Annotated in this window: 21 protein-coding genes; 6 read left to right on the forward strand and 15 right to left on the reverse strand. The window is 70.6% G+C overall.

All coding sequences use genetic code 11. From position 1 onward, the window contains the following. The first annotated feature begins 22 nt into the window (after window positions 1–22). The 4 genes from ISG29_RS15285 to ISG29_RS21735 all read left to right on the forward strand — a co-directional run bounded on the left by ISG29_RS15285 (window position 23) and on the right by ISG29_RS21735 (window position 4,145). Window positions 23–556, forward strand: a complete 534-nt coding sequence (locus tag ISG29_RS15285; RefSeq protein ID WP_194504321.1) for a uridine kinase family protein — start codon at window positions 23–25, stop codon at window positions 554–556. Between the two features lie 3 nt (window positions 557–559). Next, window positions 560–1,162, forward strand: coding sequence for a GNAT family N-acetyltransferase (locus tag ISG29_RS15290; RefSeq protein WP_194504322.1), 603 nt, complete (start codon window positions 560–562; stop codon window positions 1,160–1,162). 595 nt (window positions 1,163–1,757) lie between these two features. Continuing rightward, window positions 1,758–3,164: a KamA family radical SAM protein gene (locus ISG29_RS15300; protein ID WP_194504323.1), complete on the forward strand. Its 1,407-nt coding sequence runs from the start codon at window positions 1,758–1,760 to the stop codon at window positions 3,162–3,164. 27 nt (window positions 3,165–3,191) lie between these two features. Further along, entirely contained in the window at window positions 3,192–4,145 is a 954-nt protein-coding gene (locus ISG29_RS21735; RefSeq protein ID WP_194504324.1) for a GNAT family N-acetyltransferase, read from the forward strand. Here ISG29_RS21735 and ISG29_RS15310 read toward each other — a convergent pair. Further along, complete coding sequence (locus tag ISG29_RS15310) at window positions 4,126–4,596, reverse strand: Lrp/AsnC family transcriptional regulator (protein WP_207793198.1); 471 nt, start codon at window positions 4,594–4,596, stop codon at window positions 4,126–4,128. The genes ISG29_RS21735 and ISG29_RS15310 overlap by 20 nt on opposite strands. An 88-nt stretch (window positions 4,597–4,684) precedes the next feature. On the opposite strand from ISG29_RS15310, the gene ISG29_RS15315 reads away from it, so the two are divergent. Together ISG29_RS15315 and ISG29_RS15320 are read left to right on the forward strand one after the other, a co-directional pair. Next, window positions 4,685–5,611: a 5'-3' exonuclease gene (locus ISG29_RS15315; RefSeq protein ID WP_235960032.1), complete on the forward strand. Its 927-nt coding sequence runs from the start codon at window positions 4,685–4,687 to the stop codon at window positions 5,609–5,611. A 10-nt stretch (window positions 5,612–5,621) separates the two neighbouring features. Further along, window positions 5,622–6,275: an NAD(P)H-binding protein gene (locus tag ISG29_RS15320; protein ID WP_194504325.1), complete on the forward strand. Its 654-nt coding sequence runs from the start codon at window positions 5,622–5,624 to the stop codon at window positions 6,273–6,275. A gap of 7 nt (window positions 6,276–6,282) precedes the next feature. Here the strand turns inward: ISG29_RS15320 and ISG29_RS15325 are convergent, their stop codons facing one another. The 14 genes from ISG29_RS15325 to dop form a co-directional block, all read right to left on the reverse strand. Further along, complete coding sequence (locus ISG29_RS15325) at window positions 6,283–9,096, reverse strand: DEAD/DEAH box helicase (protein WP_194504326.1); 2,814 nt, start codon at window positions 9,094–9,096, stop codon at window positions 6,283–6,285. A gap of 37 nt (window positions 9,097–9,133) precedes the next feature. Further along, window positions 9,134–10,030, reverse strand: a complete 897-nt coding sequence (locus ISG29_RS15330) for a diacylglycerol/lipid kinase family protein (protein WP_194504327.1) — start codon at window positions 10,028–10,030, stop codon at window positions 9,134–9,136. A gap of 16 nt (window positions 10,031–10,046) precedes the next feature. Beyond that, window positions 10,047–10,478, reverse strand: coding sequence for a hypothetical protein (locus ISG29_RS15335; protein WP_194504328.1), 432 nt, complete (start codon window positions 10,476–10,478; stop codon window positions 10,047–10,049). A gap of 47 nt (window positions 10,479–10,525) precedes the next feature. After that, entirely contained in the window at window positions 10,526–11,362 is an 837-nt protein-coding gene (tatC, locus tag ISG29_RS15340) for a twin-arginine translocase subunit TatC (RefSeq protein WP_194504329.1), read from the reverse strand. Between the two features lie 28 nt (window positions 11,363–11,390). Next, window positions 11,391–11,669 carry a Sec-independent protein translocase subunit TatA gene (tatA, locus tag ISG29_RS15345; RefSeq protein WP_235960034.1) on the reverse strand — a complete coding sequence of 93 codons (279 nt, stop codon included), beginning with the start codon at window positions 11,667–11,669 and terminating at the stop codon, window positions 11,391–11,393. 78 nt (window positions 11,670–11,747) lie between these two features. Next, window positions 11,748–12,758 (reverse strand): helix-turn-helix transcriptional regulator, encoded by a 1,011-nt coding sequence (locus ISG29_RS15350; protein ID WP_194504330.1) that lies wholly within the window; start codon window positions 12,756–12,758, stop codon window positions 11,748–11,750. Next, window positions 12,755–13,729: a helix-turn-helix transcriptional regulator gene (locus ISG29_RS15355; RefSeq protein ID WP_194504331.1), complete on the reverse strand. Its 975-nt coding sequence runs from the start codon at window positions 13,727–13,729 to the stop codon at window positions 12,755–12,757. Before ISG29_RS15355 ends, ISG29_RS15350 begins: the two co-directional genes overlap by 4 nt. Window positions 13,730–13,732: 3 nt before the next feature. Next, window positions 13,733–14,737 (reverse strand): FKBP-type peptidyl-prolyl cis-trans isomerase, encoded by a 1,005-nt coding sequence (locus ISG29_RS21740; protein WP_194504332.1) that lies wholly within the window; start codon window positions 14,735–14,737, stop codon window positions 13,733–13,735. Window positions 14,738–14,762: 25 nt separating this feature from the next. Further along, entirely contained in the window at window positions 14,763–16,124 is a 1,362-nt protein-coding gene (gene pafA / locus ISG29_RS15365; RefSeq protein ID WP_194504333.1) for a Pup--protein ligase, read from the reverse strand. 86 nt (window positions 16,125–16,210) lie between these two features. After that, window positions 16,211–17,230, reverse strand: coding sequence for a hypothetical protein (locus tag ISG29_RS15370; RefSeq protein ID WP_194504334.1), 1,020 nt, complete (start codon window positions 17,228–17,230; stop codon window positions 16,211–16,213). 164 nt (window positions 17,231–17,394) lie between these two features. After that, the gene (prcA, locus tag ISG29_RS15375) at window positions 17,395–18,177 is read right to left on the reverse strand and encodes a proteasome subunit alpha (protein WP_194504335.1); all 783 of its coding nucleotides are present in this window, start codon (window positions 18,175–18,177) and stop codon (window positions 17,395–17,397) included. Next, entirely contained in the window at window positions 18,174–19,055 is an 882-nt protein-coding gene (gene prcB / locus ISG29_RS15380; RefSeq protein ID WP_194504336.1) for a proteasome subunit beta, read from the reverse strand. Before prcB ends, prcA begins: the two co-directional genes overlap by 4 nt. Continuing rightward, a complete protein-coding gene (locus ISG29_RS15385) occupies window positions 19,052–19,249 on the reverse strand; it encodes a ubiquitin-like protein Pup (RefSeq protein ID WP_194504337.1) in 198 nt (65 codons plus the stop codon). Before ISG29_RS15385 ends, prcB begins: the two co-directional genes overlap by 4 nt. Window positions 19,250–19,280: 31 nt before the next feature. Continuing rightward, window positions 19,281–20,789: a depupylase/deamidase Dop gene (gene dop / locus ISG29_RS15390; RefSeq protein WP_194504338.1), complete on the reverse strand. Its 1,509-nt coding sequence runs from the start codon at window positions 20,787–20,789 to the stop codon at window positions 19,281–19,283. Window positions 20,790–20,793: the final 4 nt, after the last annotated feature.

Here is a 20,793-nt window from a genome sequence, read left to right on the forward strand (position 1 = left end):
CGTCGAGGCGGCGGCGCGCGCCGTGCTCGACCTGGCGCGACGGCGCCCGCCCACGCTGGACACCGGCCGTCTGGTGTGCGTCGACGGACCTTCCGGCAGCGGTAAGACGACCCTGGCACGAGCCCTGGCGGCCTCCTCGCCCGACGCCCTGGTCGTCCACATGGACGACCTCTACGAGGGCTGGGAGGGACTGGCGGGCGTAGCAGCCCAGCTGAGCACCCTGCTCGAGCCGCTGGCCGCCGGGCGGTCGGGACGGTATCGCCGCTACGACTGGCTCGTCGGCGACTGGGCCGAGGACGTGACGGTGCCGCCCTCGCCACTGGTCGTGCTCGAGGGCGTCGGTGCGGGCTCGGCCCCGTGGCGGCACCTGCACACGGTGCTCGTGTGGATGCAGGCTCCGGCTCCCCTGCGACGCGTGCGCGGCATCGCCCGCGACGGCGAGGTGTTCGCAGCCAGGTGGGGTGACTGGGCTCGTCGCGAGGAGGCACACTTCGCGACGAACGGCACCCGCACCCACGCGGACCTGGTGCTGGACACCGACCACGAGGAGGGCTGAGGCATGAGCAGGCTGATCGAGGCCGCGGCCCGGGACGCCGCGACGCTGGCCGGCGTCCGCGCCATCTACGAGGACGCCTTCCCGGCCGACCTGCGGGCCGACTTCGAGAGCCTGCTGAGCGATCGGCTCGTCGTCCGGGTCGACGCCGGCGGCGCCCCGGAGGGGTTCGCCCTGGTGCGGGCCCTCGGCGACACCGGATGGACCTTCCTGCGCTACTACGCCGTGGGGGTGCGCGGAGGTGGCATCGGCTCGGCGATGCTCGACGAGCTCTGTGCCCTGCTGGCCGGCGAGGGCGGCGCGCTGTTGGTGTGGGATGTCGAGGATCCCGACGAGCCCGGCCTCTCGGCCGCCCACGTCGAGGAGCACCGCCGCCGGATCGCCTTCTACGAGCGCAACGGTGGCGTGCTGCTGCCCGTGCGCGACTACGCGCCGCCGCATGGCGCGGACCTCGACGGCCACGACCCGGCCCTGCGCCTGATGTGCCGGGTGCTCGACGGCGGCCCCACCCCACCGGCGGCCGACGTGCTGCTCGCGGCCATGACGTTGCGCTACGAGGTGCCGGCCGACCACCCCGCTGTGCAGCGTGCGCTGGCCAGCCTCAGCTGACCTCCCACCAGCGCAGCACGCGGCCGGCCACCAGCGTCAGCCAGCGCGAGGGCTCGCCTACCGGCTCGTCGACGTCGAACCACACGGCCCCACCGGGGGCCTAACCCCGCAGCCATCGACCGTCGGGTCGTCGATCGGCTCGCACGAGGTCGACGGCCGCCTGCGCACGACGCACCGATGCGTGCGGCCGTGTCGCCGAGGGCGGATGCCGGGACGTCCCAACTCGCGCAGGCCCTTCAGCGCCCAGGTGGTGGCCGTCCAGGGCTGACCGACCTCGCCCATCGAGGCGAAGTCGAAACCCGCGGGGAAGAACGCTCCGCCAGCCCACTGCCCGTCGAGTTCCTCTGCGGCGAGCAGTCTCGCACCGAAGCCCTCGGTGGCCGGGCGGGCCCGGGTGGCCCGCTACTGCTCCTCTGGCGCGTCGAGCAGGTCACGCTCGACCTGCCAGACCAGGGCGGGGTCGCCCTCGAGCAGCCAGGCCACCACGTCGTCCTGCATACCGGCAGCCTAGATCTTCACGGCGCACGTGCCAGAAGACAAGAAGATCTCTCGCCTGGTGTTCGACAAGCCGCAAATCTTCTGTCACCGTGGGCTCATGACGATCGAGACCGCAGCTCCGGGTGTCGCCTCGCCGGCTGCACAGCCCTACTCCTACCGCCGTCCGCAGCTCGTGGAGCCGGAATGGACCCGCTTCCCCGGCTGGGCGGAGGTGACCCCGGAACAGTGGGAGTCGGTGCAGTGGCAGCGTGCGCACTGCATCAAGAACGTGCGTCAACTCCGCGCCCTCATGGGCGACCTGATCGACGAGCGGTTCTACGCCGACCTCGAACGTGACCAGCGCGAGCGCGCCACCATGTCGATGCTCGTTCCGCCGCAGATGATGAACACGATGGCCCCGAGCACGCAGCCACGCGGTGCCGGCAGCCTCACCGAGGCGTTCTACGCCGACCCGATCCGCCGGTACATGATCCCGGTGCACTCCGACCGACGCACCGACTGGCCCAGCCACCCGCACGCCGAGCGCGACTCCCTGCACGAGCACGAGATGTGGGCGGTCGAGGGCCTCACGCACCGCTACCCCACGAAGGTGCTCGCCGAGCTGCTGCCCACCTGCCCCCAGTACTGCGGCCACTGCACCCGCATGGACCTCGTCGGGAACTCCACCCCTCAGGTCGAGAAGCTCAAGCTGATCGGCAAGCCCGTCGACCGCCTCGCGGCCATGACCGACTACCTGCGCGCCAACCCGGCGGTGCGCGACGTCGTGGTCTCCGGCGGCGACGTGGCGAACATGCCGTGGCCACGCCTCGAGGCCTTCATCACCGAGCTGCTCGCCATCGAGAACATCCGCGACATCCGGCTCGCCACCAAGGCGCTGATCGGGCTGCCGCAGCACTGGCTCCAGCCCGAGGTCGTCGACGGCGTCGGTCGGGTGGCCACCATGGCGCGTGAGCGCGGCGTCTCGCTGGCGGTACACACGCACGCCAACCACGCCCAGTCGATCACCCCGATCGTGGCCCGCGCCACCGGCGCGCTGCTCGACGCCGGCCTGCGCGACGTGCGCAACCAGGGCGTGCTGATGGCGGGGGTGAACGCCGAGGCCCATGACCTGCTCGACCTCTGCTTCGCCCTGCTCGACGGCGCCCGGGTCATGCCCTACTACTTCTACATGTGCGACATGATCCCGAACGCCGAGCACTGGCGGGTCTCGGTCGCCCACGCGCAGGCGTTGCAGCACGACCTCATGGGCTACCTGCCCGGTTTCGCCACGCCGCGCATCGTGTGCGACGTGCCCTACGTCGGCAAGCGGTGGGTACACCAGCTCGCCGAGTACGACCGCGAGCGCGGCATCTCGTACTGGACCAAGAACTACCGCACCTCCATCGAGCAGGGCCCCACTGCGGTCGACCAGCACGACGTGCTCTCGCAGAGCTACACCTACTACGACCCGATCCACACCCTGCCCGAGAGCGGCCAGGCGTGGTGGGAGCAGGTCTCGCGCTGAGTTCGGTCGGGCTCCTACCCTGATGGGGTGAGCGTCGAGTTCTCCCCTCTGGTCGACGGCGAGCTCGGCGACTGGGGCGCCCAGGCGCGGCAGCGCGACCTGCTGCTGCGACAGCTGCCGATGACCGGTGAGGACGCCGCCCTCGCGCCGGTGGCCGAGAGCCGGACGCACCAGCGGTTCGCAGCTCGGCTGGTCGACGGTCGCCCCGGGCCGGGCCAGGTGGTCGAGGAGGTGCGTCTCGAGGGGCGGCCGGCCGGATGGGTGTGGCTCGGGCAGGCCTCCCCGGACGAGCTCGAGGTGCTCGACCTCGCGTTGACCGATCCCGCGGACGCGAGCGCCGTCCGTACGCGGCTGGAGCAGCGCTGCCGCGACCACCAGGTGCGCCGTCTCGTGCTCACGATGCTGCCGGCCGACCCCGCCCACCGGGCCTTCGCCGCGGCCGGGCCCATGGACCCCGTCGCCACCCGGATGCGGCTCGACCTGACCGACCCGCCTGGCACCACGAGGGGTCCGGTCACGCTCCGCTCGCTCAGCGCCGCCGGGACCGACGCCTACCTCGGGACGGCGGTGCAGCGGTTCGCGGCCACCCTGCGCAGGGACTCACCCTGGCTCGACGAGTCGGAGTCGCTGGCGCAGTCCCACGCCACCCATGCACGGATCCTCCCTCGAGGCGCGGCGACGCCGGGCCACGCCTTCTTGGCCCCCGAGGTCGACGGCGAGCGAGTCGGCACCCTCTGGGTGTCGCTCTGCGCCCCAGCCGGGTACGTCTACGACGTCCGTCTCGACGCGGAGCGCCGCGGACGAGGCCTGGGGCGCGCGACGATGGACGCCGGCGCCGCCTGGTGCCAGGCTCGGGGGGTCCGCGCGCTGGGGCTCAACGTGTTCGCCTACAACGACACCGCGCGCGCCCTCTACGACTCCCTGGGGTACCAGCCGGTGGAGTGCGGCGTGGTCGTGCCGATCAGACCGCGCCGTGGCTGAGCACGACCGGACGGTTCTCGTAGTAGGTGGTGAGCACGATCGTGGTGCGTGTCGACACGTTGGCGGCCGCGCGGATGCGGGCCAGGAGATCCTCGAGATCGGCCGGTGAGGTGGCCCGCACCTTGAGCATGTAGGACTCCTCGCCCGCGACCGACCAGCACGACTCGATCTCCTCGATCGGCTCCAGTCGGGTCGCGCAGTCGTCGGGCTGGGAGGGGTCCATCGGCCGGATCGAGATGAACGCGGTGAGCGGCAGGCCGATCTCGGCGTGGTTGATCGTGGCGCCGTACCCCTGGATCAACTCGCGCTGCTCGAGTCGCTTGACCCGCTGGTGCACCGCCGAGGTCGAGAGGCCGGTGGCCTTGCCCAGGTCGGTGAAGGACATCCGGCCGTCGGTGGCCAGGAGCTCCAGGATCTTGCGATCCTTCGCCTCCACCCCGTTGTCGCTCATCGTCGCAGGCTAGTGCCACCGCAGGATCTTCGGCCACCGTGCGTCCACGCTGCGGGCACCGGATCTTCCCGGCTGACACACTGCGCCCATGCCCACCGAGCCCCGCCTCATGCTCCTCGACAGCGCCTCCATGTACTTCCGCGCCTTCTTCGGCGTCCCGGAGATCCTGGCCGAGGACGGCACGCCCGTGAACGCCGTGCGTGGCTTTCTCGACTTCGTCAGCCGCCTGGTCGAGCAGTACCGGCCGACCGATCTCGTGTGCTGCTGGGACGACGACTGGCGCCCGCAGTGGCGCGTCGACCTCGTGCCGACCTACAAGACCCACCGCGTGATCGAGGAGGTTCAGTCGGCGCCCGACGTCGAGGAGGTGCCCGACCCGCTCGAGGTCCAGGTACCCGTCATCGTCGAGGTGCTCCAGGCCCTGGGGCTCTCGCGTGTCGGCGCCCCCGAAGCGGAGGCCGACGACGTCATCGGCAGCCTGGCCACCGACGCCGGCTGCCCGGTCGACGTCGTCACCGGCGACCGCGACCTCTTCCAGGTGGTCGACGACGCTCGGTCCGTGCGGGTGCTCTACATCGCGCGGGGAGTCGGCAACCACGAACGCGTCGACGACGCCTGGGTGCGCGACAAGTACGGCGTCTCGGCGCACCAGTACGCCGACTTCGCCACCCTGCGCGGTGACTCCTCCGACGGCCTGCCCGGGGTCAAGGGCGTGGGCGAGAAGACGGCCGCCACCCTGCTCCAGCGCTTCGATGACCTCGCCGGCATCCGGGCCGCGGCGGCCGACCCGAACGCCGACCTGGCTCCCGGCGTCCGGCGCAAGCTCGTCGACGCAGCCGACTATCTCGACGTCGCACCCGAGGTCGTGGCGGTGCGGCGCACGCTCGAGGTGCCGCGCACCGGGCACGCGCTGCCCGCCGAGCCCGCGCACCCCGAGCGACTCGACGAGCTCGCAGCTCGCTACAACCTGGCCTCACCCGTCGGGCGGCTACGGGAGGTGTTGGCCGCCCAGTAGCGTCGAGATCATGAGTCGTATCGCCGTCGTCGGAGGGCACGGGCAGATCGCCCTGCACCTCCACCGTCATCTGGTCGCCGCCGGGCACACGCCCGTGGCCCTCGTGCGCAACCCGGACTACCGAGCCGAGCTGGAGTCCTTGGGAGCCGAGGTCGCCCTGCTCGACATCGAGTCCGAGGAAGCGGACGCATTCGCCGCCGCCTTCGCCGGTTGCGACGCCGTCGTGTTCGCCGCGGGCGGCGGGCCGGACGGTCGGGTGGAACGCAAGCGCACGGTCGACCTCGGTGGTTCGCTGAAGTCGATCGAGGGGGCACAGCGGGCCGGAGTCGCGCGATTCGTGCAGATCAGTGCCATCGGCGTCGACGAGCCGGTGCCCGACGGCACCGACGAGGTCTGGCGCGTCTACGTGGAGGCGAAGCGGGACGCCGACAGCGCCCTGCGAGCGTCTGGTCTGGACTGGACGATCATCCGCCCCGGGCGGCTCACCGACGAGGTCGAGACCGGTCTCGTCGCGCTCGGCGAGCAGGTGGAGCGGGCCGAGGTGACTCGCGCCGACGTCGCCGCCGTCGTGGCGGCCGTGCTCGACGTGCCCGGCGCGATCGGCAAGCAGGCGAACCTCGTGGCCGGCGACGTGCCGGTGCCCGAAGCCGTCGCGGCGCTCTAGGCCTGCTCTACTCCGAGAGACCCGAATAGGCCACGACGCCGCGGCGCAGCCGCTGGGTCACCTCGCGTGCGGTCCGTCGCAGGGGGGTGTCACCGGCGGCGTCGGCCACCTGGCCGGCGAGGTCGAGCACCTGCTTCATCCACCGCACGAAGTCACCGGCGGTGAGGTCGCTGCCTCCCAGCAGATCGTCGAGGTCGTCGCCCTCGCACCAGCGGTAGGCCATCCAGGCGAAACCGAGATCGGGGGCGCGGAGCAGGTGCAGCCGGTGGTCGCGCTCGAGCCGGTCCAGCTCGGCGTGCACGTGCACCATCTCGGCGACGGCGTCTTGCGTGGCCCCGCCCGGCACGCGCGGCGGCCCGGCGTCGTCGGGCCGCCGCGAGGCGAAGACCAGCCCCGAGAGCGCCGCCGCCAGCCCCGAGGCCGAGAGGCCCTCCCAGATACCGCGACGCAGGCACTCGGCGGCGAGCAGGTCACTCTCGCCGTAGAGGCGCATCAGGTGTCGGCCCTGGGCCGTCACCTGGGTGTCGGCGCCGACCGCGGTGAGGTAGCCGAGTGAGGTCAGCACGTCGCAGACCCGGTCGAACTGCCGCGCCACGGTGTTCGTGCGGTTCTCGATGCGCCGGCGCAGCGTGGCGGCGTCCTTCTCGAGCTTGAACCAGCGCTCGGCCCAGCGGGCGTGGTCCTCTCGCTCGGGGCACTCGTGGCACGGATGCGCCTTGAGCTGCCTTCGCAACTCGTCGACCTCGGCATTCACACCGCTGGCCTGGGCAGCCGCGGCCCGTCGGGGCGCTCGGGGCGCGCCGTCGAGGTCGCGCGTGCGCAGGTGCACCATGTGGGCCAGGTCGCGGCGCATCTGCGGGTTGCGGGCGTCGAAGGTCTTCGGCACCTTGACGCGGGTCAGGGCCTCGACGGGCGTCGGGAAGTCGATCATGGCGAGCCGGCGCGACTGCTTGCCGGTGGTCACGACGAGCGGTCGGGGCGTCTCTGGGTGCCAGCCCGGGTCGATGACCACGGCATACCCGGCGAACTTGCCCGTGGGCACCGAGATCACGTCGCCCCGCTTGAGGTGCTTGAGCGACTCCAGGGCCTCCTCGCGCCGGTCGGCCCGCCGGGCCCGGCTCGCGCCCTTCTCGATCTCGGAGACGCGCTGGCGCAGCCGCGCGTACTCCATGAAGTCGCCACGACCACAGGCGGCGGCCTCCGCGTACCCGGCGAGCGCGTCGTCGGACTTGCGCAGCTGGCGAGCGAGGCCGACGACCGCCTGGTCGGCCTGGAACTGGGCGAAGGACTGCTCCAGCAGCTCTCGAGAGGTCTCGCGGCCGAAGCGGTGCACCAGGTTGACCGCCATGTTGTACGACGGCCGGAACGAGCTGCGCAGCGGATAGGTGCGGGTCGAGGCGAGGCCGGCGAGCTGACGCGGGTCGGTGCCCGGCTGCCACAGCACGACACCATGCCCCTCGACGTCGAGACCGCGACGCCCCGCGCGGCCGGTGAGCTGGGTGTACTCCCCCGGCGTGATGTCGGCGTGGGTCTCGCCGTTCCACTTCGAGAGCTTCTCGATGACCACGGTGCGCGCCGGCATGTTGATACCCAGCGCCAGGGTCTCCGTGGCGAACACGACCTTGGCCAGTCCACGGCGGAAGAGCTCCTCGACGATCTGCTTGAACGCCGGCAGCATGCCCGCGTGGTGCGCCGCGACGCCGCGCATCAACCCGTCGAGGAAGTCGTGGTAGCCGAGCACGTGCAGATCCTCGGCATCGAGGTGTGCTGTGGCGCTCTCGACGAAGGTGCGCACCTCGCCGGCCTCCTGCGGCGTCGTGAGGTGGGTGCCGGCGGCCAGACACTGCTTGACGGCAGCGTCGCAGGCCGCCCGGCTGAAGATGAACGTGATGGCCGGGAGCAGGTTCTCGCGCTGGAGGCGATCGACCACGTCGGGCCGGCTCGCCACCCAGACGCGGCGCCCGTTGCCCGACTGGCGGGGCCCACCACGCTGACCACGCTTGCCGCGGGGGTTGCGACGGTCCTTCATGCGCGAGGCGGCCCAGTCGTCGCGGGCCACCTTGAGCAGATCCTCGTTGACCGGGGCTCCCTCCTTGACGAAACCCGCGGCCGCGTCGACGTCGGAGGAGGCGAAGAGGTCGAGCAGGCGTCGTCCGACCATGACGTGCTGGAACAGCGGCACCGGACGCCGCTCCTCGACGATGGTGGTCACCTCGCCACGCACGGTGGCCAGCCAGTCGCCGAACTCCTCGGCGTTCGAGACGGTGGCCGAGAGGGAGACCACGCTGACCGACTCGGGCAGGTGGATGATGACCTCCTCCCACACCGCACCTCGGGAGCGATCGGCGAGATAGTGCACCTCGTCCATGACCACGTAGCCGAGCCGGTCGAGGGTGCGCGAGCCGGCGTAGATCATGTTGCGCAGCACCTCGGTGGTCATCACGACCACTGAGGCCTCGCCGTTGACGGTGTCGTCGCCGGTGAGCAGACCGACCTGGTCGGGGCCGTAGCGGGCGACGAGGTCGGCGTACTTCTGGTTCGACAGCGCCTTGATCGGCGTCGTGTAGAAGGCCTTGCGGCCCTGGGCCAGCGCCAGGTGGATCGCGAACTCGCCCACCACCGTCTTGCCCGAGCCCGTGGGAGCGGCGACCAACACACCGCGGCCCTCCTCGACCTCCTGGCAGGCGCGGATCTGGAAGTCGTCGAGGCCGAACGGGTAGAGCGCGCGGAAGTCCTTGAGCACCGGGTGCGGGCGCTGCTCACGGTAGGCGGCGTAGCGCTCGGCGGGGCTGGACGCGTCGGGATGCTGCTCGGCGCTCATGGCTCCAACCTACGCAGCCCTCAAGTCGAGGGGCGCATCAACACAGCAGGCGCAGCGCGCGGGGTGCGGCCTCGACGGTGAGGGGCAGCGGGCCGAAGCGTTCGCCGTCGGCATAGCTGACCACCCCGCTCGCCTCGATGCGCACCTGCCGCACCCGGTGGTGCTCGTACTGCGGATGGGTGGTGTGGGTGCCGGAGAACAGCTTGGGATAGGTGCGCACGAGCTCCAGACGGCTCAGCGGCTTGATGATGACCACGTCGAGCAGCCCGTCGTCGAGCTCGGCTCCCTCGGTGATGCGCAGCCCGCCCCCGAAGGAGGGGCCGTTGCCCACGGAGACCATCAGCGCCGTCACGCGCAGCTCGGTGCCGTCGAGGTCGAGCACGTAGTCGAGCGGTGAGAAGGTGCGCAGCTCGGCGAGCGTGGCCAGGTTGTAGCGCATCTGCCCACGCGGCCAGGTCATGTGGTTCGCACGCTCGTTGACGGCGGCGTCGAACCCCGCGCACAGCACGGTGGCGTAGTAGCGGCCCTCGCTGACCGCCAGGTCGATCTCGCGGACCTCCCCGGTGAGCAGTCGCCGCGTGGCCGCGGCCGCGTCGGTGCGAGAGAGGTCGACGTAGCGGGCGACGTCGTTGCCGGTGCCGGCAGGCACCACACCGAGCGGGGTCGCGGTGCCGGCGACCACCTGGGCGCCGAGGTGCACCATGCCGTCGCCACCCACGACGACGAGAGCATCGACACCGCCGGCCACAGCGGCGCGTGCGAGGGACTCCGCCTCCATGCGGTCGCGTCCGACGAGATCGCGGACGGTGACTCCGGCCCGGCTCAGCACGGCCATGGCCTCGGCGCGGGCGCGGGCACCTCGGCCCTTCCCCGCCGTCGGGTTCGTCAGCAACGCGACCTCACGCAGAACGCGCCTCTCTTCGGAGCCTGCCATCGTCAACGCACCCCCTTCAGTGCTCTCCGATACGCAGCGCCACGGTGTAGCGCTCGGGCGACCCGCCCACGGCCCGGGCCAGGCGGGCCACCGCGTCGAGCACCAGGTCGGCGCTGAACGAGGAGCCGGGCACGGCGAGGGTCAGCCGCGCCGCGGGCTCGTCGCGGGCGACGAGCAGCACCTGGCCGAGTCGCCACGAGAGGTGCGTGCGCGTCCGCACCCCCTCGGGGGCCACGGGCACGGGGTGGGCCTCGTCGACCGCGAGCAGGTCGCACGGCTGCACCCCGGCTTCGGGTACGCGGGCCGGGTCGGAGGCCTGGAGCGACCCCGTGACCCGGTGACCCGTGCGCAACCCGGTGTCCGCCGTCCACACGACGTCGCTCGTGCCCAGCCAGTCGGGCAGGTCGAACGGGTCGACCTCGACGAGGGCGGGAACGTCGTCGCTCACGGAGGCGAACCTACCGGCGCCGCGCGGCGCTGGTCACAGGCAGGGTCTCAGAGGGGCGAGATCTCGTCGGGCGAGAGGCCGGCGTTGGGCCGCTTGCGGGCGCGGCGCTTGTCGTTCCAGCGTGCGATGCCCTCGGCGACGATGAACAAGAGGACCATCGGGATGGCCATGAAGCACATGGTGAAGGGGTCCGTCGACGGCGTGGCCACGGCGGCGAAGACGAACACGAAGACGATGATCCAGGATCGGTACTGCCCCAGCTGCCTCCCCGAGACCACACCGGCCAGGTTGAGCAGCACGACGAAGAGCGGGATCTCGAAGGCGATCCCGAACATCAGCAGCGTGCGAGTGAAGAACTGCAGGTACTCGGAGAACTCCACGATGTTCGTGATGCCCTTGGGGTTGAACCCGATGAGGATCTCGAGCCCCTTGGGGAGCGTGAAGTAGCCGAGCGCGAGGCCGGCCACGAAGAGTGGTGTCGCGATGCCCATGAAGATGCGCGACCACTTGCGTTCGTTGGCGTGCAACCCGGGCAGGATGAAGGCCCAGATCTGGTAGAGCCAGATGGGACTGGTGCCGATCAGGGCCGCGAAGCCGCAGAGCTTCAGGTACAGCATGAGACCGCCGCCGGCCCCACTGGTGGAGGCGATGGTCTGTTGGTCGGGCAACGCCTCGACCGCTTGCTGGTAGGGACCGTAGACCAGGTCGTAGAGCTGTTCGAAGAAGAACAGCGCGACGACGAACGCTACGGAGACCGCGAGGAGAACCTTGAGGATGCGCGCCCGGAGCTCTCGTAGGTGGTCGGAGAGCGCCATCTTGCCGTCGGCACCCACGGGGTGCACCGGCCTGATGACGAAGAGTCGGACGACTCCTGAGATGGCCATGGGCGGGTCGGATCCTGCGTCGTGCGGCTCAGCCGTGCTGCTGGTCGGTGTCCCGCTCGGCCTGCGTTGTCTCCTCGGTGCGCTGGGCGGGGAGCTCGGCGGCCGGCGCGGTGGAGGACTTCTTCGAGCCCTTCTCCTTCTCCGACTCGTCGTCCATGAGGCCCTTGGTCTCGGCCTTGAAGATACGCAGGGCCTGACCGGTGCCTCGCGCCAGGTCGGGCAGCTTGGCGGCGCCGAAGAGGAACACGACGACGACCAGGATGAGGATGAGCTCGGGGGCGCCGGGCATCTCCAGCATGGGGATCATGGGTCACAACCTTCTCAATGGGTTCACGGTGATGCTCCGCGGGTTACCCCAGGGAGTTCCACACCTCACTGTACGTCGTCAGGATCGGTAGTGAAGGAGCGTTGCTGAGGCAGCCGCCTGGGAATCTTCTGTGAACCCCAGGGGACCAAGGACCCGGGCGGCGGGCGCCAGGCGCAGCAGGAACCGCGTCAGCCACCGCGCGTCGGCGACCCGCAGGTCGACCTCGAGCACGCCGTCGGCGGCCCCGTCGCGGGCCGGGCGGACGTCGTCGACGGCGTAGTAGTCGACGATCCAGGCCGCCGCGGGCTCGATCCGAAGGGTGACCGCGACCGCGTCGTCGGCCGAGACGAGTGCGCCCTCGGAGAGATCTCTCGGGTGCGACGGCTCACTTCGCACGGGCGTGTCCAGCACCTCGGCGCGGCGGATCCGGTCGAGTCGGAACAGCCTCGGCGCCTCGGCCCGGTGGCAGTAGGCGTCGAGGTAGAGGGCGCCGCCCGTGCGGGAGAGCCCGCGAGGGTCGACGACCCGCTCGGACTCCTCGTCGCGGGTCGGCACGAAGTAGGTCAGGCGCACCTGACGGCCCGCCTCGACGGCTTGCCGCAGCCGAGCCTCGAGCCGTGCCTCGTCGACGTCCGGACCCTCGAGACCGGGGTCGACCTGCGCGGCGGCGGAGCCCTCGGCGGCGGCGCCCTCGACCTTCGCCAGGGCACGATCGAGCACGGGGAGCGTATCGGCATCCGCTCCCGCGCGCAGCGCCCGCAGCGCGACGACGATGGCCGTGGCCTCGGTGGGGTTCAGCCGCAGGGGTCGAGCCAGATAGTCGGCGTTCGACACGCTCACGACGCCGTCGTCGTCGGCCCTCCCCTCGTCGTCGGCGAGACCGTCGAGGTCGACGTCGATGAGATCGTCGGGGTAGCCGCCCGGCAGGCCACAGAGAAACAGCACGCGCAGGTCGGCGAGCACCTGCTTGGGCGTGGTGCCGAGGTGGTCCGCGGCGTCGGCCAGCCGCACCCGGTCTCGAGAGTAGAGGTAGGGCACCAGGGCCAACAGGCGGCCGACCTGCGCGCCCGCGCCGGACTGGCCGCTCACCCGGACTCCCCTACGTAGGCCTCCAGCCGTCTCACGACCCGCGCACGAAGGTCGGCCGGCGCCTCGACGACGACATCGACTCCGTGGGCGAGCACTTCGTCGTCGAGGCCCTGGGATGTCCGGGTCAGGTGCACGCGGTCCCAGGTCGCGGTGCCGTCGGGGCCGGCGACGCCCTTCTCGGTGCGGTCGGCGGAGCGCCGCAGGCTGTGGCCGGCCCCACGCCTCACGAGCAGCACCGCCTCCTCGCGCACGGGCTCGGGCGCCAGACGGCGCACCAACGCCGAGACGTCGGTGTCCGGCGGCACGGTGTAGACGCCGGGCCGGCCCACGGCCCGGGCCTCGCCCTGGATGCGGGAGAGCCGGAAGACCCGCTCCTCACCGCGGTCGGTGTCGAGGCCGGTGACGTACCAGCGGCCGGCGTAGCGCCCGACGCCCCAGGGCTGGAGATGACGTGTGGTCACCTCGGCCGAACCGGAACGGCGGTAGTCGAAGACCACGGCGCGACGCTGCGTGATCGCCTCCCAGATCACACCGAAGGCCGGCTCGTCGGCGCTCAGCCGCGGCTGCACGACGGTGTCGAGCGCCGAGGTGTCGACGTCGACCCCGAGCGCCCCGAGCTTGCGGACGGCGCCGCTCGTGGCCTCGGCCAGTGCCTGGTGCTGCCAGACGCGCGTCGCGAGGCCGATGACGGCCGCTTCGTCGGCGGTCAGCTCGATCTCGGGCAACTGGAGTTGTTCGGCGCTGATCCGGTAGCCGGGCTCGTCGTCGAAGTAGGCATCCATCTGACCGACCTCGATGGGCACACCGAGGCTGCGCAGCTCCTCCTTGTCGCGGTCGAACATCCGCTCGAAGGCCTCGTCGGAGGTCTCTGGGTAGAGCACCTCACGGATGCGGTGCTTGGGCGCGTAGTGGCGCTGCACGAGGAGCATGATGAGCAGGTTCATCAGCCGCTCGCTCTTGGGCAGGGCCATGCGTCACTCCGTGGGGCTGGCGGACCCCGAGGGCTCTGTGGCGTCGTCCGCAGCCGCCTGGGGCGCCCGGCCCAGGATGTCGATGACGAAGTAGATCGTGTCGGTGCCCTTGATCTTGGCGTCGGAGTTGCCCTGCGCGCCGTAGCCGAGCGACGGCGGGATCGCGAGCCAGACGCGGCTGCCGACGGTCTGGCCCACCAGCCCCTTGACCCAGCCCTGGATCACGCCGCCCTGCGCGAGCGAGGCGACCAGCGGCTGGCTGTCGAAGCTGGAGTCGAACGGCTTCGGCTTGGCGTACACCTCACCGACATAGTTCACCTCCACGAAGTCGCCGGCCTGCACCTTCTCGCCGCCACCGTTGACGAGGGTGTCGACCTGGAGCTTGCCGGTCGGGGCGGGGCGCCCCTTGAAGCGCATGGCCGTGGGGTTGCCGTCGTCGTCCAGCACGAGGTCGGGAGCGAAACCGGTGCCCTCCTCGGAGAACGGGACGCCCACCTCGTAGGGGCCGAGCACATCGAAGACCATGAGCAGCGGGTCGTGGTTGCTGATCCCCAGCTGGGCGTTGCCGACGTCGCCGAAGAGCGCGTCGGCAGTCACCGTGGCCGCCACGCGACTGCCCACCTTGACGCCCATCAGCGGCTTGGTGAGAGCCTCGGGAACCTCGCTGCTGGAGAGGTCGAGCACCTCCGGCTTCTCGCCGTAGGTGCTGATCGCCTTCTCCTGCGTGTAGCCGTTGCCGATCCAGTACTGGACCATGACGTCGCTGTCCTTGGTGACCTCGGGCCCGGAACCGGGCACGAGCGTGGTGCTCTCGACGTCCTCGGAGGCCGTGAAGTCCTTGCCCCAGTCGACCTTCGGGACCACTCCCACCTCACCGGTGACCGTCGCGCCGCCGATCGCGGCCGAGCTCTCGGCGTCGTCGGAGCCGCCGCACCCGGCGAGTCCGGTGGCCAGCAGCAACGGGGCCGCCAGGAGGGCGAGGGCGCGGCGAGGGTGTCGAGGCGTCACGCGCGGAACCCTATAACGCACCGAGTCACATGCCGTCGATGAGGCGCTGGACACGCTCGTCGTGGGCGCGGAAGGGATCCTTGCACAGCACGGTGCGCTGGGCCTGGTCGTTCAGCTTCAGGTGCACCCAGTCGACGGTGAAGTCGCGTCGGCGCTCCTGGGCCCGGCGGATGAACTCGCCGCGCAGACGCGCCCGGGTCGACTGAGGAGGCACGGACTTGGCCTCGAAGATCTTCAGGTCCGTCGTCGCCCTGGCGACCTTGCCCCGCTTCTCGAGCAGGTAGTAGAGCCCGCGGCCGCGGTGGATGTCGTGGTAGGCGAGGTCGAGCTGGGCGACGCGGGCGTGCCCCAGGGGCAGGCCGTGCTTGGCGCGGTAGGCCTCGATGAGCTTCCACTTGATGACCCAGTCGATCTCGGTGTCGACCAGTCCCAGGTCGTCCGACTCGACCGCCTTCAGGCCACGCTCCCAGAGGTCGAGGGTGCGCTCGATCACCGGCGTCGAGATGCCACGCCGATCGACGAAGTCGCGTGCCTTGCCCAGGTACTCCCCCTGGATCTCCAGGGCGCTCGCCTCGCGCCCGTTCGCCAACCGCACCTTGCGGCGTCCGGAGACGTCGTGGGAGATCTCCCGGATCGCGCGGATCGGGTTCTCCAGCGTGAGGTCGCGCATGACCACGCCCTCCTCGATCATGCGCAGCACCAGGTCGCACGAGGCGACCTTGAGCATGGTCGTGGTCTCGGACATGTTGGAATCGCCCACGATCACGTGCAGACGGCGGTACTTCTCGGCGTCGGCGTGCGGTTCGTCGCGCGTATTGATGATCGGGCGGCTGCGTGTGGTCGCGCTGCTCACACCCTCCCAGATGTGCTCGGCGCGCTGGCTGACGCTGAACCCCGCACCCCGCGGCGTCTGGGTGATCTTGCCGGCACCGACGACGATCTGCCTCGTCACCAGGAACGGGATGAGCACGTCGGCCAGCCGGCTGAACTCTCCCCCGCGACCGACCAGGTAGTTCTCGTGGCACCCGTAGGAGTTGCCGGCGGAGTCGGTGTTGTTCTTGAACAGGTAGATCTCGCCCGCGATGCCCTCGTCGTGCAGCCGCTGCTCGGCGTCGAGCAAGAGGCCCTCGAGCACCCGTTCGCCCGCCTTGTCGTGCGCCACCAGATCGACGACGTCGTCGCACTCCGGGGTCGCGTACTCGGGGTGGCTGCCGACATCGAGGTAGAGCCGTGCCCCGTTGCGCAGGAACACGTTGCTGCTGCGCCCCCAGCTCACCACCTTGCGGAACAGGTAGCGCGCCACCTCATCGGGGCTCAACCGGCGCTGCCCCTTGAACGTGCACGTCACTCCGTACTCGTTCTCGATCCCCATGATGCGCCGGTCCATGGGTTGAGCCTACGGGGTCGCGGGTGGGTTGGGGCCGCTGTCGACCACGCCGTTTGATCCCAAACGACGGTAAAATCAGGCCCGGGTCATGCAGTTCTCGACCAATCGTCGAGCCCCGAGTTCCGCCACCACCGATTCATCGTCCTGCGACGACCGATCTCACCGTACTGAGAGTTGTCGACGAGATGCTTCCAGGCGCGGACGTCGTCGGGCCGGTGCGGGCGACCGAGATCACGGTCGATCTCGTGCGCGACAACGGCCGGATGATTCAGAAGTTCATCCAAGGTCCACGCCTTGCGGATGTAGTTTGCGCCCATCCGGCGCTCCCGCCTCAGGTCGGCGGTCTGTCTGCGGGCAGTGCGATGCTCGGCGCCGTCGTACTCATAGACCAGTGATGTTCCCTCGACTCCGAAGTCGCCGCGGCCGAACTGAACGCCGTCCTCGTCGGCCAACGCAACCTGGGGCTCGACCTTTACCCCCAGGCACCGGAGGAAGCAGTGCAGCAGTGACTCAGGGACCGATTCGGTGCGAGGGTCCGACAGTTGCCAGGCTCCACGCAGGAGGTTGACGCCGGGCCGACCGGATCCGAGCACGGCGTCCAGGTCGCCCGGCTCGAGGTCGCCGAGCCGGCGAGCACTGTCGATCATGATGACCAGATCGAGGGTGCCGAGGTCTCGCGCAGCCCGCAGGAGGATCTCGGCTGGGGCGTCGGTCTCGAGGAGACCGGGTCGGGGCAGCCCGTCGTCGTCAAGGGTAGGTCGCGCTACCACGCCCTTGAGGTGGGGCGGATCGCGACGAAGTCGCGAACAGATCAGGCCGTGTCGACGCGGGCTCCGATCACCCTCCCGCACGGCCGCGAACACGGGCACCGTGCCCTGAAGGCGCGGCAGTCGCCAGCCGCGAAGTCGAGCCCCGGTCACGTGCGTGAACACGGCGTGCTTCGGCATGACCTCGCGGAGTGCGATCAGCTCTCGATGCCATGCTTCGAGTTCGGACAACCCGTCGCGTCGCGGCAGGAAGAGACCCCACGAGACTCGATCGAGCGTCGCCAATCGGAAGTGACCACGCAGCGCCTCTGGCACGGTTGCCGGATCGGATTCGTCCATGACCCGAGCCTGTCCTTCGAGGCGATCTCCTGCCAGTGCCCGGTCGGCATCTGTGGACAACCCGCCCCACGTTTGGGCGGTAACTGCAACCCGGCGCTCGATTTTGCTCACGTTTGGGACCAAACGATGCCACGCCACGCCCCGCCCCGCCGGGGGCCAGGGGATCAGCTCACCGGCGGCGCGATCGGCGGGTCGTCGTCGGGAGATGCGGGAGCGGCGGACGGCTCGGCCGATGCCGGGGGCGTCGGGGGCGTCGCCCCCAGGATCGCGACCAGGCGCGCCTCGGCGAGACGGCTGAACTTGCGCTGTCGGCTCCGGGTGCGATCGAGGACGGCGACCTCGAGGTCGCCGGGGGCGATGACCCGGTCGTCGGAGTCGGAGTGCCCGAGCGCGGCGACCGCGAGCCGGAGAGCGGCGTCGAGGTCGAGGCCGTCTTCGTAGCGCTCGGCGAGGTAGCCGGTCACGGTTTCGGTGGCGCCACCCATGACGGCGTACCCGTGCTCGTCGGCGACCTGGCCGTCGTAGGTGAGGCGGTAGATCTGGTCACCGGTCGCGTCGTCGCCGACCTCGGCCACGAACAGCTCGACCTCGTAGGGCTTCTCACCACCTGAGGAGAAGATGGTGCCGAGGGTCTGGGCGTAGGCGTTGGCCAGGCCACGGCCGGTGACGTCGCGCCGGTCGTAGGAATAGCCGCGCATGTCGGCCAAGCGGACCCCGGCGATGCGTAGGTTCTCGAACTCGTTGTAGCGACCCACGGCGGCGAAGGCGATGCGGTCGTAGATCTCGGAGACCTTGTGCAACGCCTGCGAGGGGTTCTCGGAGGCGAAGAGGACGCCGTCGGCGTACTGGACCACGACCACCGAGCGCCCGCGGGCGATGCCCTTGCGCGCGAAGTCGGCGCGGTCCTTCATCAACTGCTCGGGCGAGACGTAGAACGGGGTGCTCACGAGGCGCCTCCTTCGCTGTCGGCCCCACCTCGGACGGCGAGTGGGGCGACCGGTCCATCGGGGCGACCCATGCGACCGGCGATGACCTGGTCGGCCAGGTCCGAGACGATGTCGTCGGCCAGGGTGTGGCCGCCCTCGGCGGTGATGACGTGCAGGATCGGGAAGATCCGGCGCGTCAGGTCGGGGCCGCCGGTCGCGGAGTCGTCGTCGGCGGCATCGTAGAGCGCCTGAAGCGCCACCATGGCGGCGCCGGTCTCGTCGAGGTCGGGGCGGTAGAGCTTCTTCAGCGACCCGCGCGCGAACAGTGAGCCCGACCCGACGGCGTGGTAGCCCGTCTCTTCGTAACGGCCACCGGTGACGTCGTAGGAGAAGATCCGACCGCCCGCGTGCGCGAGGTCGTAGCCGACGAACAGAGGCACGACGGCCAGGCCCTGCATGGCCATGCCCAGGTTGCCGCGGATGAGGGCCGAGAGCCGGTTCGCCTTGCCGTCGAGGCTGAGTGGACTGCCTTCGATCTTCTCGTAGTGCTCGAGCTCGACGCGGAAGAGGCGCACCATCTCGACGGCGAGGCCCGCCGTGCCCGCGATGCCGGCCGCGGAGTACTCGTCGGTCGAGAAGACCTTCTCGATGTCACGTGAGGCGATGAGGTTGCCCATCGTGGCGCGGCGGTCTCCCCCCAGCAGCACACCGCCCGGGAAGGCGAGGGCCACGATGGTGGTGCCGTGCGGGGCGAGGTCACCTGCCTGGCCCGGCGGCAGGGCACGGCCGGCCGGCAGCAGGTCGGGGGCCTCTCGGCTCAGGAACTCGGTGAACGACGACGTGCCCGGGGACAGAAACGCGGCCGGTAGCCGCCCATGGCCGGTGAGTTCTCCGGTCACTGGCCGCCCTTCTGGATGAAGGACTTCACGAAGTCCTCGGCGTTCGCCTCCAACACATCGTCGATCTCGTCGAGGATGTCGTCGACGTCGGAGTCGAGCGCCTCCTTGCGCTCGGCGACATCGGTCTCGGGCGCGGCCTCGACGGTCTCCTCCGTCTCCGAGGATCGCTTCGGCTGCTTCTGCTCCTGTGCCATGCCTCGACCCTATCCCCCTCGACCCACGAGGTCAGCGGGTCAGGGCCGTGAACATCTGCTCGGCGTTCTCACAGCGGTCGAGCAGCGCACCCACATGCGCCTGCGACCCGCGTAGGGGGTCGAGCGTGGGGATCCGCTGGAGCGACTCGCGCCCGGGGAGGTCGAGGATGACGGAGTCCCACGAGGCCGCCGCGACGGCGTCGGGATACTTCTCCAGACAGCGCCCCCGGAAGTAGGCGCGGGTGTCGGTGGGCGGGTCGTGCATGGCCGACTCCACGAGGGCGTCGTCGAGCAGCCGCTCGATGCGCCCCGCTCGCACCAGCCGGTGGTAGAGCCCCTTCTCGGGCCGGATGTCGGAGTACTGAAGGTCGATGAGCGCGAGCTTCGCGTCGTCCCACTCCAGCCCGTCGCGGTCGCGGTACTGCTCGAGCAGCTTCAGCTTGGCGACCCAGTCGAGCTCGGCCGACAGCGACATCGGGTCGCGCTCGAGCCGATCGAGTACCGACTCCCAGCGCGCCAGGACGTCACGGGTCTGGTCGTCGGCATCGGCGCCGTAGCGGTCCTCGACGTACTTGCGTGCCAGGTCGAGGTACTCCATCTGGAGTTGGACGGCGGTGAGGGTGCGGCCGTCGCGCAGCGTCACCGTGTGCTGCAGAGACGGGTCGTGCGACACGGCGCGCAGCGCGGAGACCGGGCCCTCGACGCTGAGGTCGCGGGTGAGGAAGCGGTCCTCGATCATCGCCAGCACCAGGCTCGTGGTGCCCAGCTTGAGGTAGCTGGAGACCTCCGCGAGGTTGGCGTCCCCGATGATGACGTGCAGGCGTCGGTACTTCTCGGGGTCGGCGTGCGGTTCGTCGCGGGTGTTGATGATCGGCCGTTTGAGCGTGGTCTCGAGGCCGACCTCGACCTCGAAGAAGTCGGCGCGCTGGGAGAGCTGGAAGCCGGAGTCGCGGCCGTCCTGGCCGATGCCGACCCGACCGGCGCCACACACGACCTGCCGGCTGACGAAGAACGGCGTGAGGTGCTTGACGATGTCGGCGAAGGGCGTGGAGCGTCGCATCAAGTAGTTCTCGTGTGCCCCGTAGGAGGCACCCTTGCCGTCGGTGTTGTTCTTGTAGAGGAGGATCGGCTGGCCGTTGGGCAGCGTCGCTGCCCGGCGCTGGGCGTCGAGCATGACCTGCTCCCCCGCCTTGTCCCAGCGCACGGCGTCGAGGGGCGTGGTGACCTCGGGGGTGGAGAACTCGGGGTGCGCGTGATCGACGTAGAGCCGGGCACCGTTGGTGAGGATGGCGTTCGCCAGGCCGAGATCCTCGTCGGTGAGCTGGGTGGGGTCGGCCACCTGGCGCGACATGTCGAAGCCGCGCGCGTCGCGCAGCGGGAACTCCTCCTCGAAGTCCCACCGCGCCCGGCGGGCCCTCACCGTGGCCGAGGCGTAGGCGTTCACCACCAGCGAGGACGCCACCATCGGGTTCGCCTGGGGTTGACCCTGCACCGAGATGCCGTACTCCACCTCGGAGCCCATCACCCGTCGAACGCTCATGCCA

The sequence above is a fragment of the Nocardioides acrostichi genome, assembly GCF_015319165.1.
GTDB classification, from domain to species: domain Bacteria; phylum Actinomycetota; class Actinomycetes; order Propionibacteriales; family Nocardioidaceae; genus Nocardioides; species Nocardioides acrostichi.

Bases quoted from the DNA above. Each gene is read 5' to 3' on its own strand.
- ISG29_RS15290 (WP_194504322.1), top strand. From the start codon at position 560: ATGAGCAGGCTGATCGAGGCCGCGGCCCGGGACGCCGCGACGCTGGCC.
- dop (WP_194504338.1), bottom strand. From the start codon at position 20,789: ATGAGCGTTCGACGGGTGATGGGCTCCGAGGTGGAGTACGGCATCTCG.
- ISG29_RS15370 (WP_194504334.1), bottom strand. From the start codon at position 17,230: ATGGACGAATCCGATCCGGCAACCGTGCCAGAGGCGCTGCGTGGTCAC.
- ISG29_RS15355 (WP_194504331.1), bottom strand. From the start codon at position 13,729: ATGGCCCTGCCCAAGAGCGAGCGGCTGATGAACCTGCTCATCATGCTC.
- ISG29_RS15310 (WP_207793198.1), bottom strand. From the start codon at position 4,596: ATGAGCGACAACGGGGTGGAGGCGAAGGATCGCAAGATCCTGGAGCTC.
- ISG29_RS15325 (WP_194504326.1), bottom strand. From the start codon at position 9,096: ATGAGCGCCGAGCAGCATCCCGACGCGTCCAGCCCCGCCGAGCGCTAC.
- ISG29_RS15320 (WP_194504325.1), top strand. From the start codon at position 5,622: ATGAGTCGTATCGCCGTCGTCGGAGGGCACGGGCAGATCGCCCTGCAC.
- tatA (WP_235960034.1), bottom strand. From the start codon at position 11,669: ATGATCCCCATGCTGGAGATGCCCGGCGCCCCCGAGCTCATCCTCATC.
- ISG29_RS15300 (WP_194504323.1), top strand. From the start codon at position 1,758: ATGACGATCGAGACCGCAGCTCCGGGTGTCGCCTCGCCGGCTGCACAG.
- tatC (WP_194504329.1), bottom strand. From the start codon at position 11,362: ATGGCCATCTCAGGAGTCGTCCGACTCTTCGTCATCAGGCCGGTGCAC.
- pafA (WP_194504333.1), bottom strand. From the start codon at position 16,124: ATGGACCGGCGCATCATGGGGATCGAGAACGAGTACGGAGTGACGTGC.
- ISG29_RS15385 (WP_194504337.1), bottom strand. From the start codon at position 19,249: ATGGCACAGGAGCAGAAGCAGCCGAAGCGATCCTCGGAGACGGAGGAG.
- ISG29_RS15330 (WP_194504327.1), bottom strand. From the start codon at position 10,030: ATGGCAGGCTCCGAAGAGAGGCGCGTTCTGCGTGAGGTCGCGTTGCTG.
- ISG29_RS15315 (WP_235960032.1), top strand. From the start codon at position 4,685: ATGCCCACCGAGCCCCGCCTCATGCTCCTCGACAGCGCCTCCATGTAC.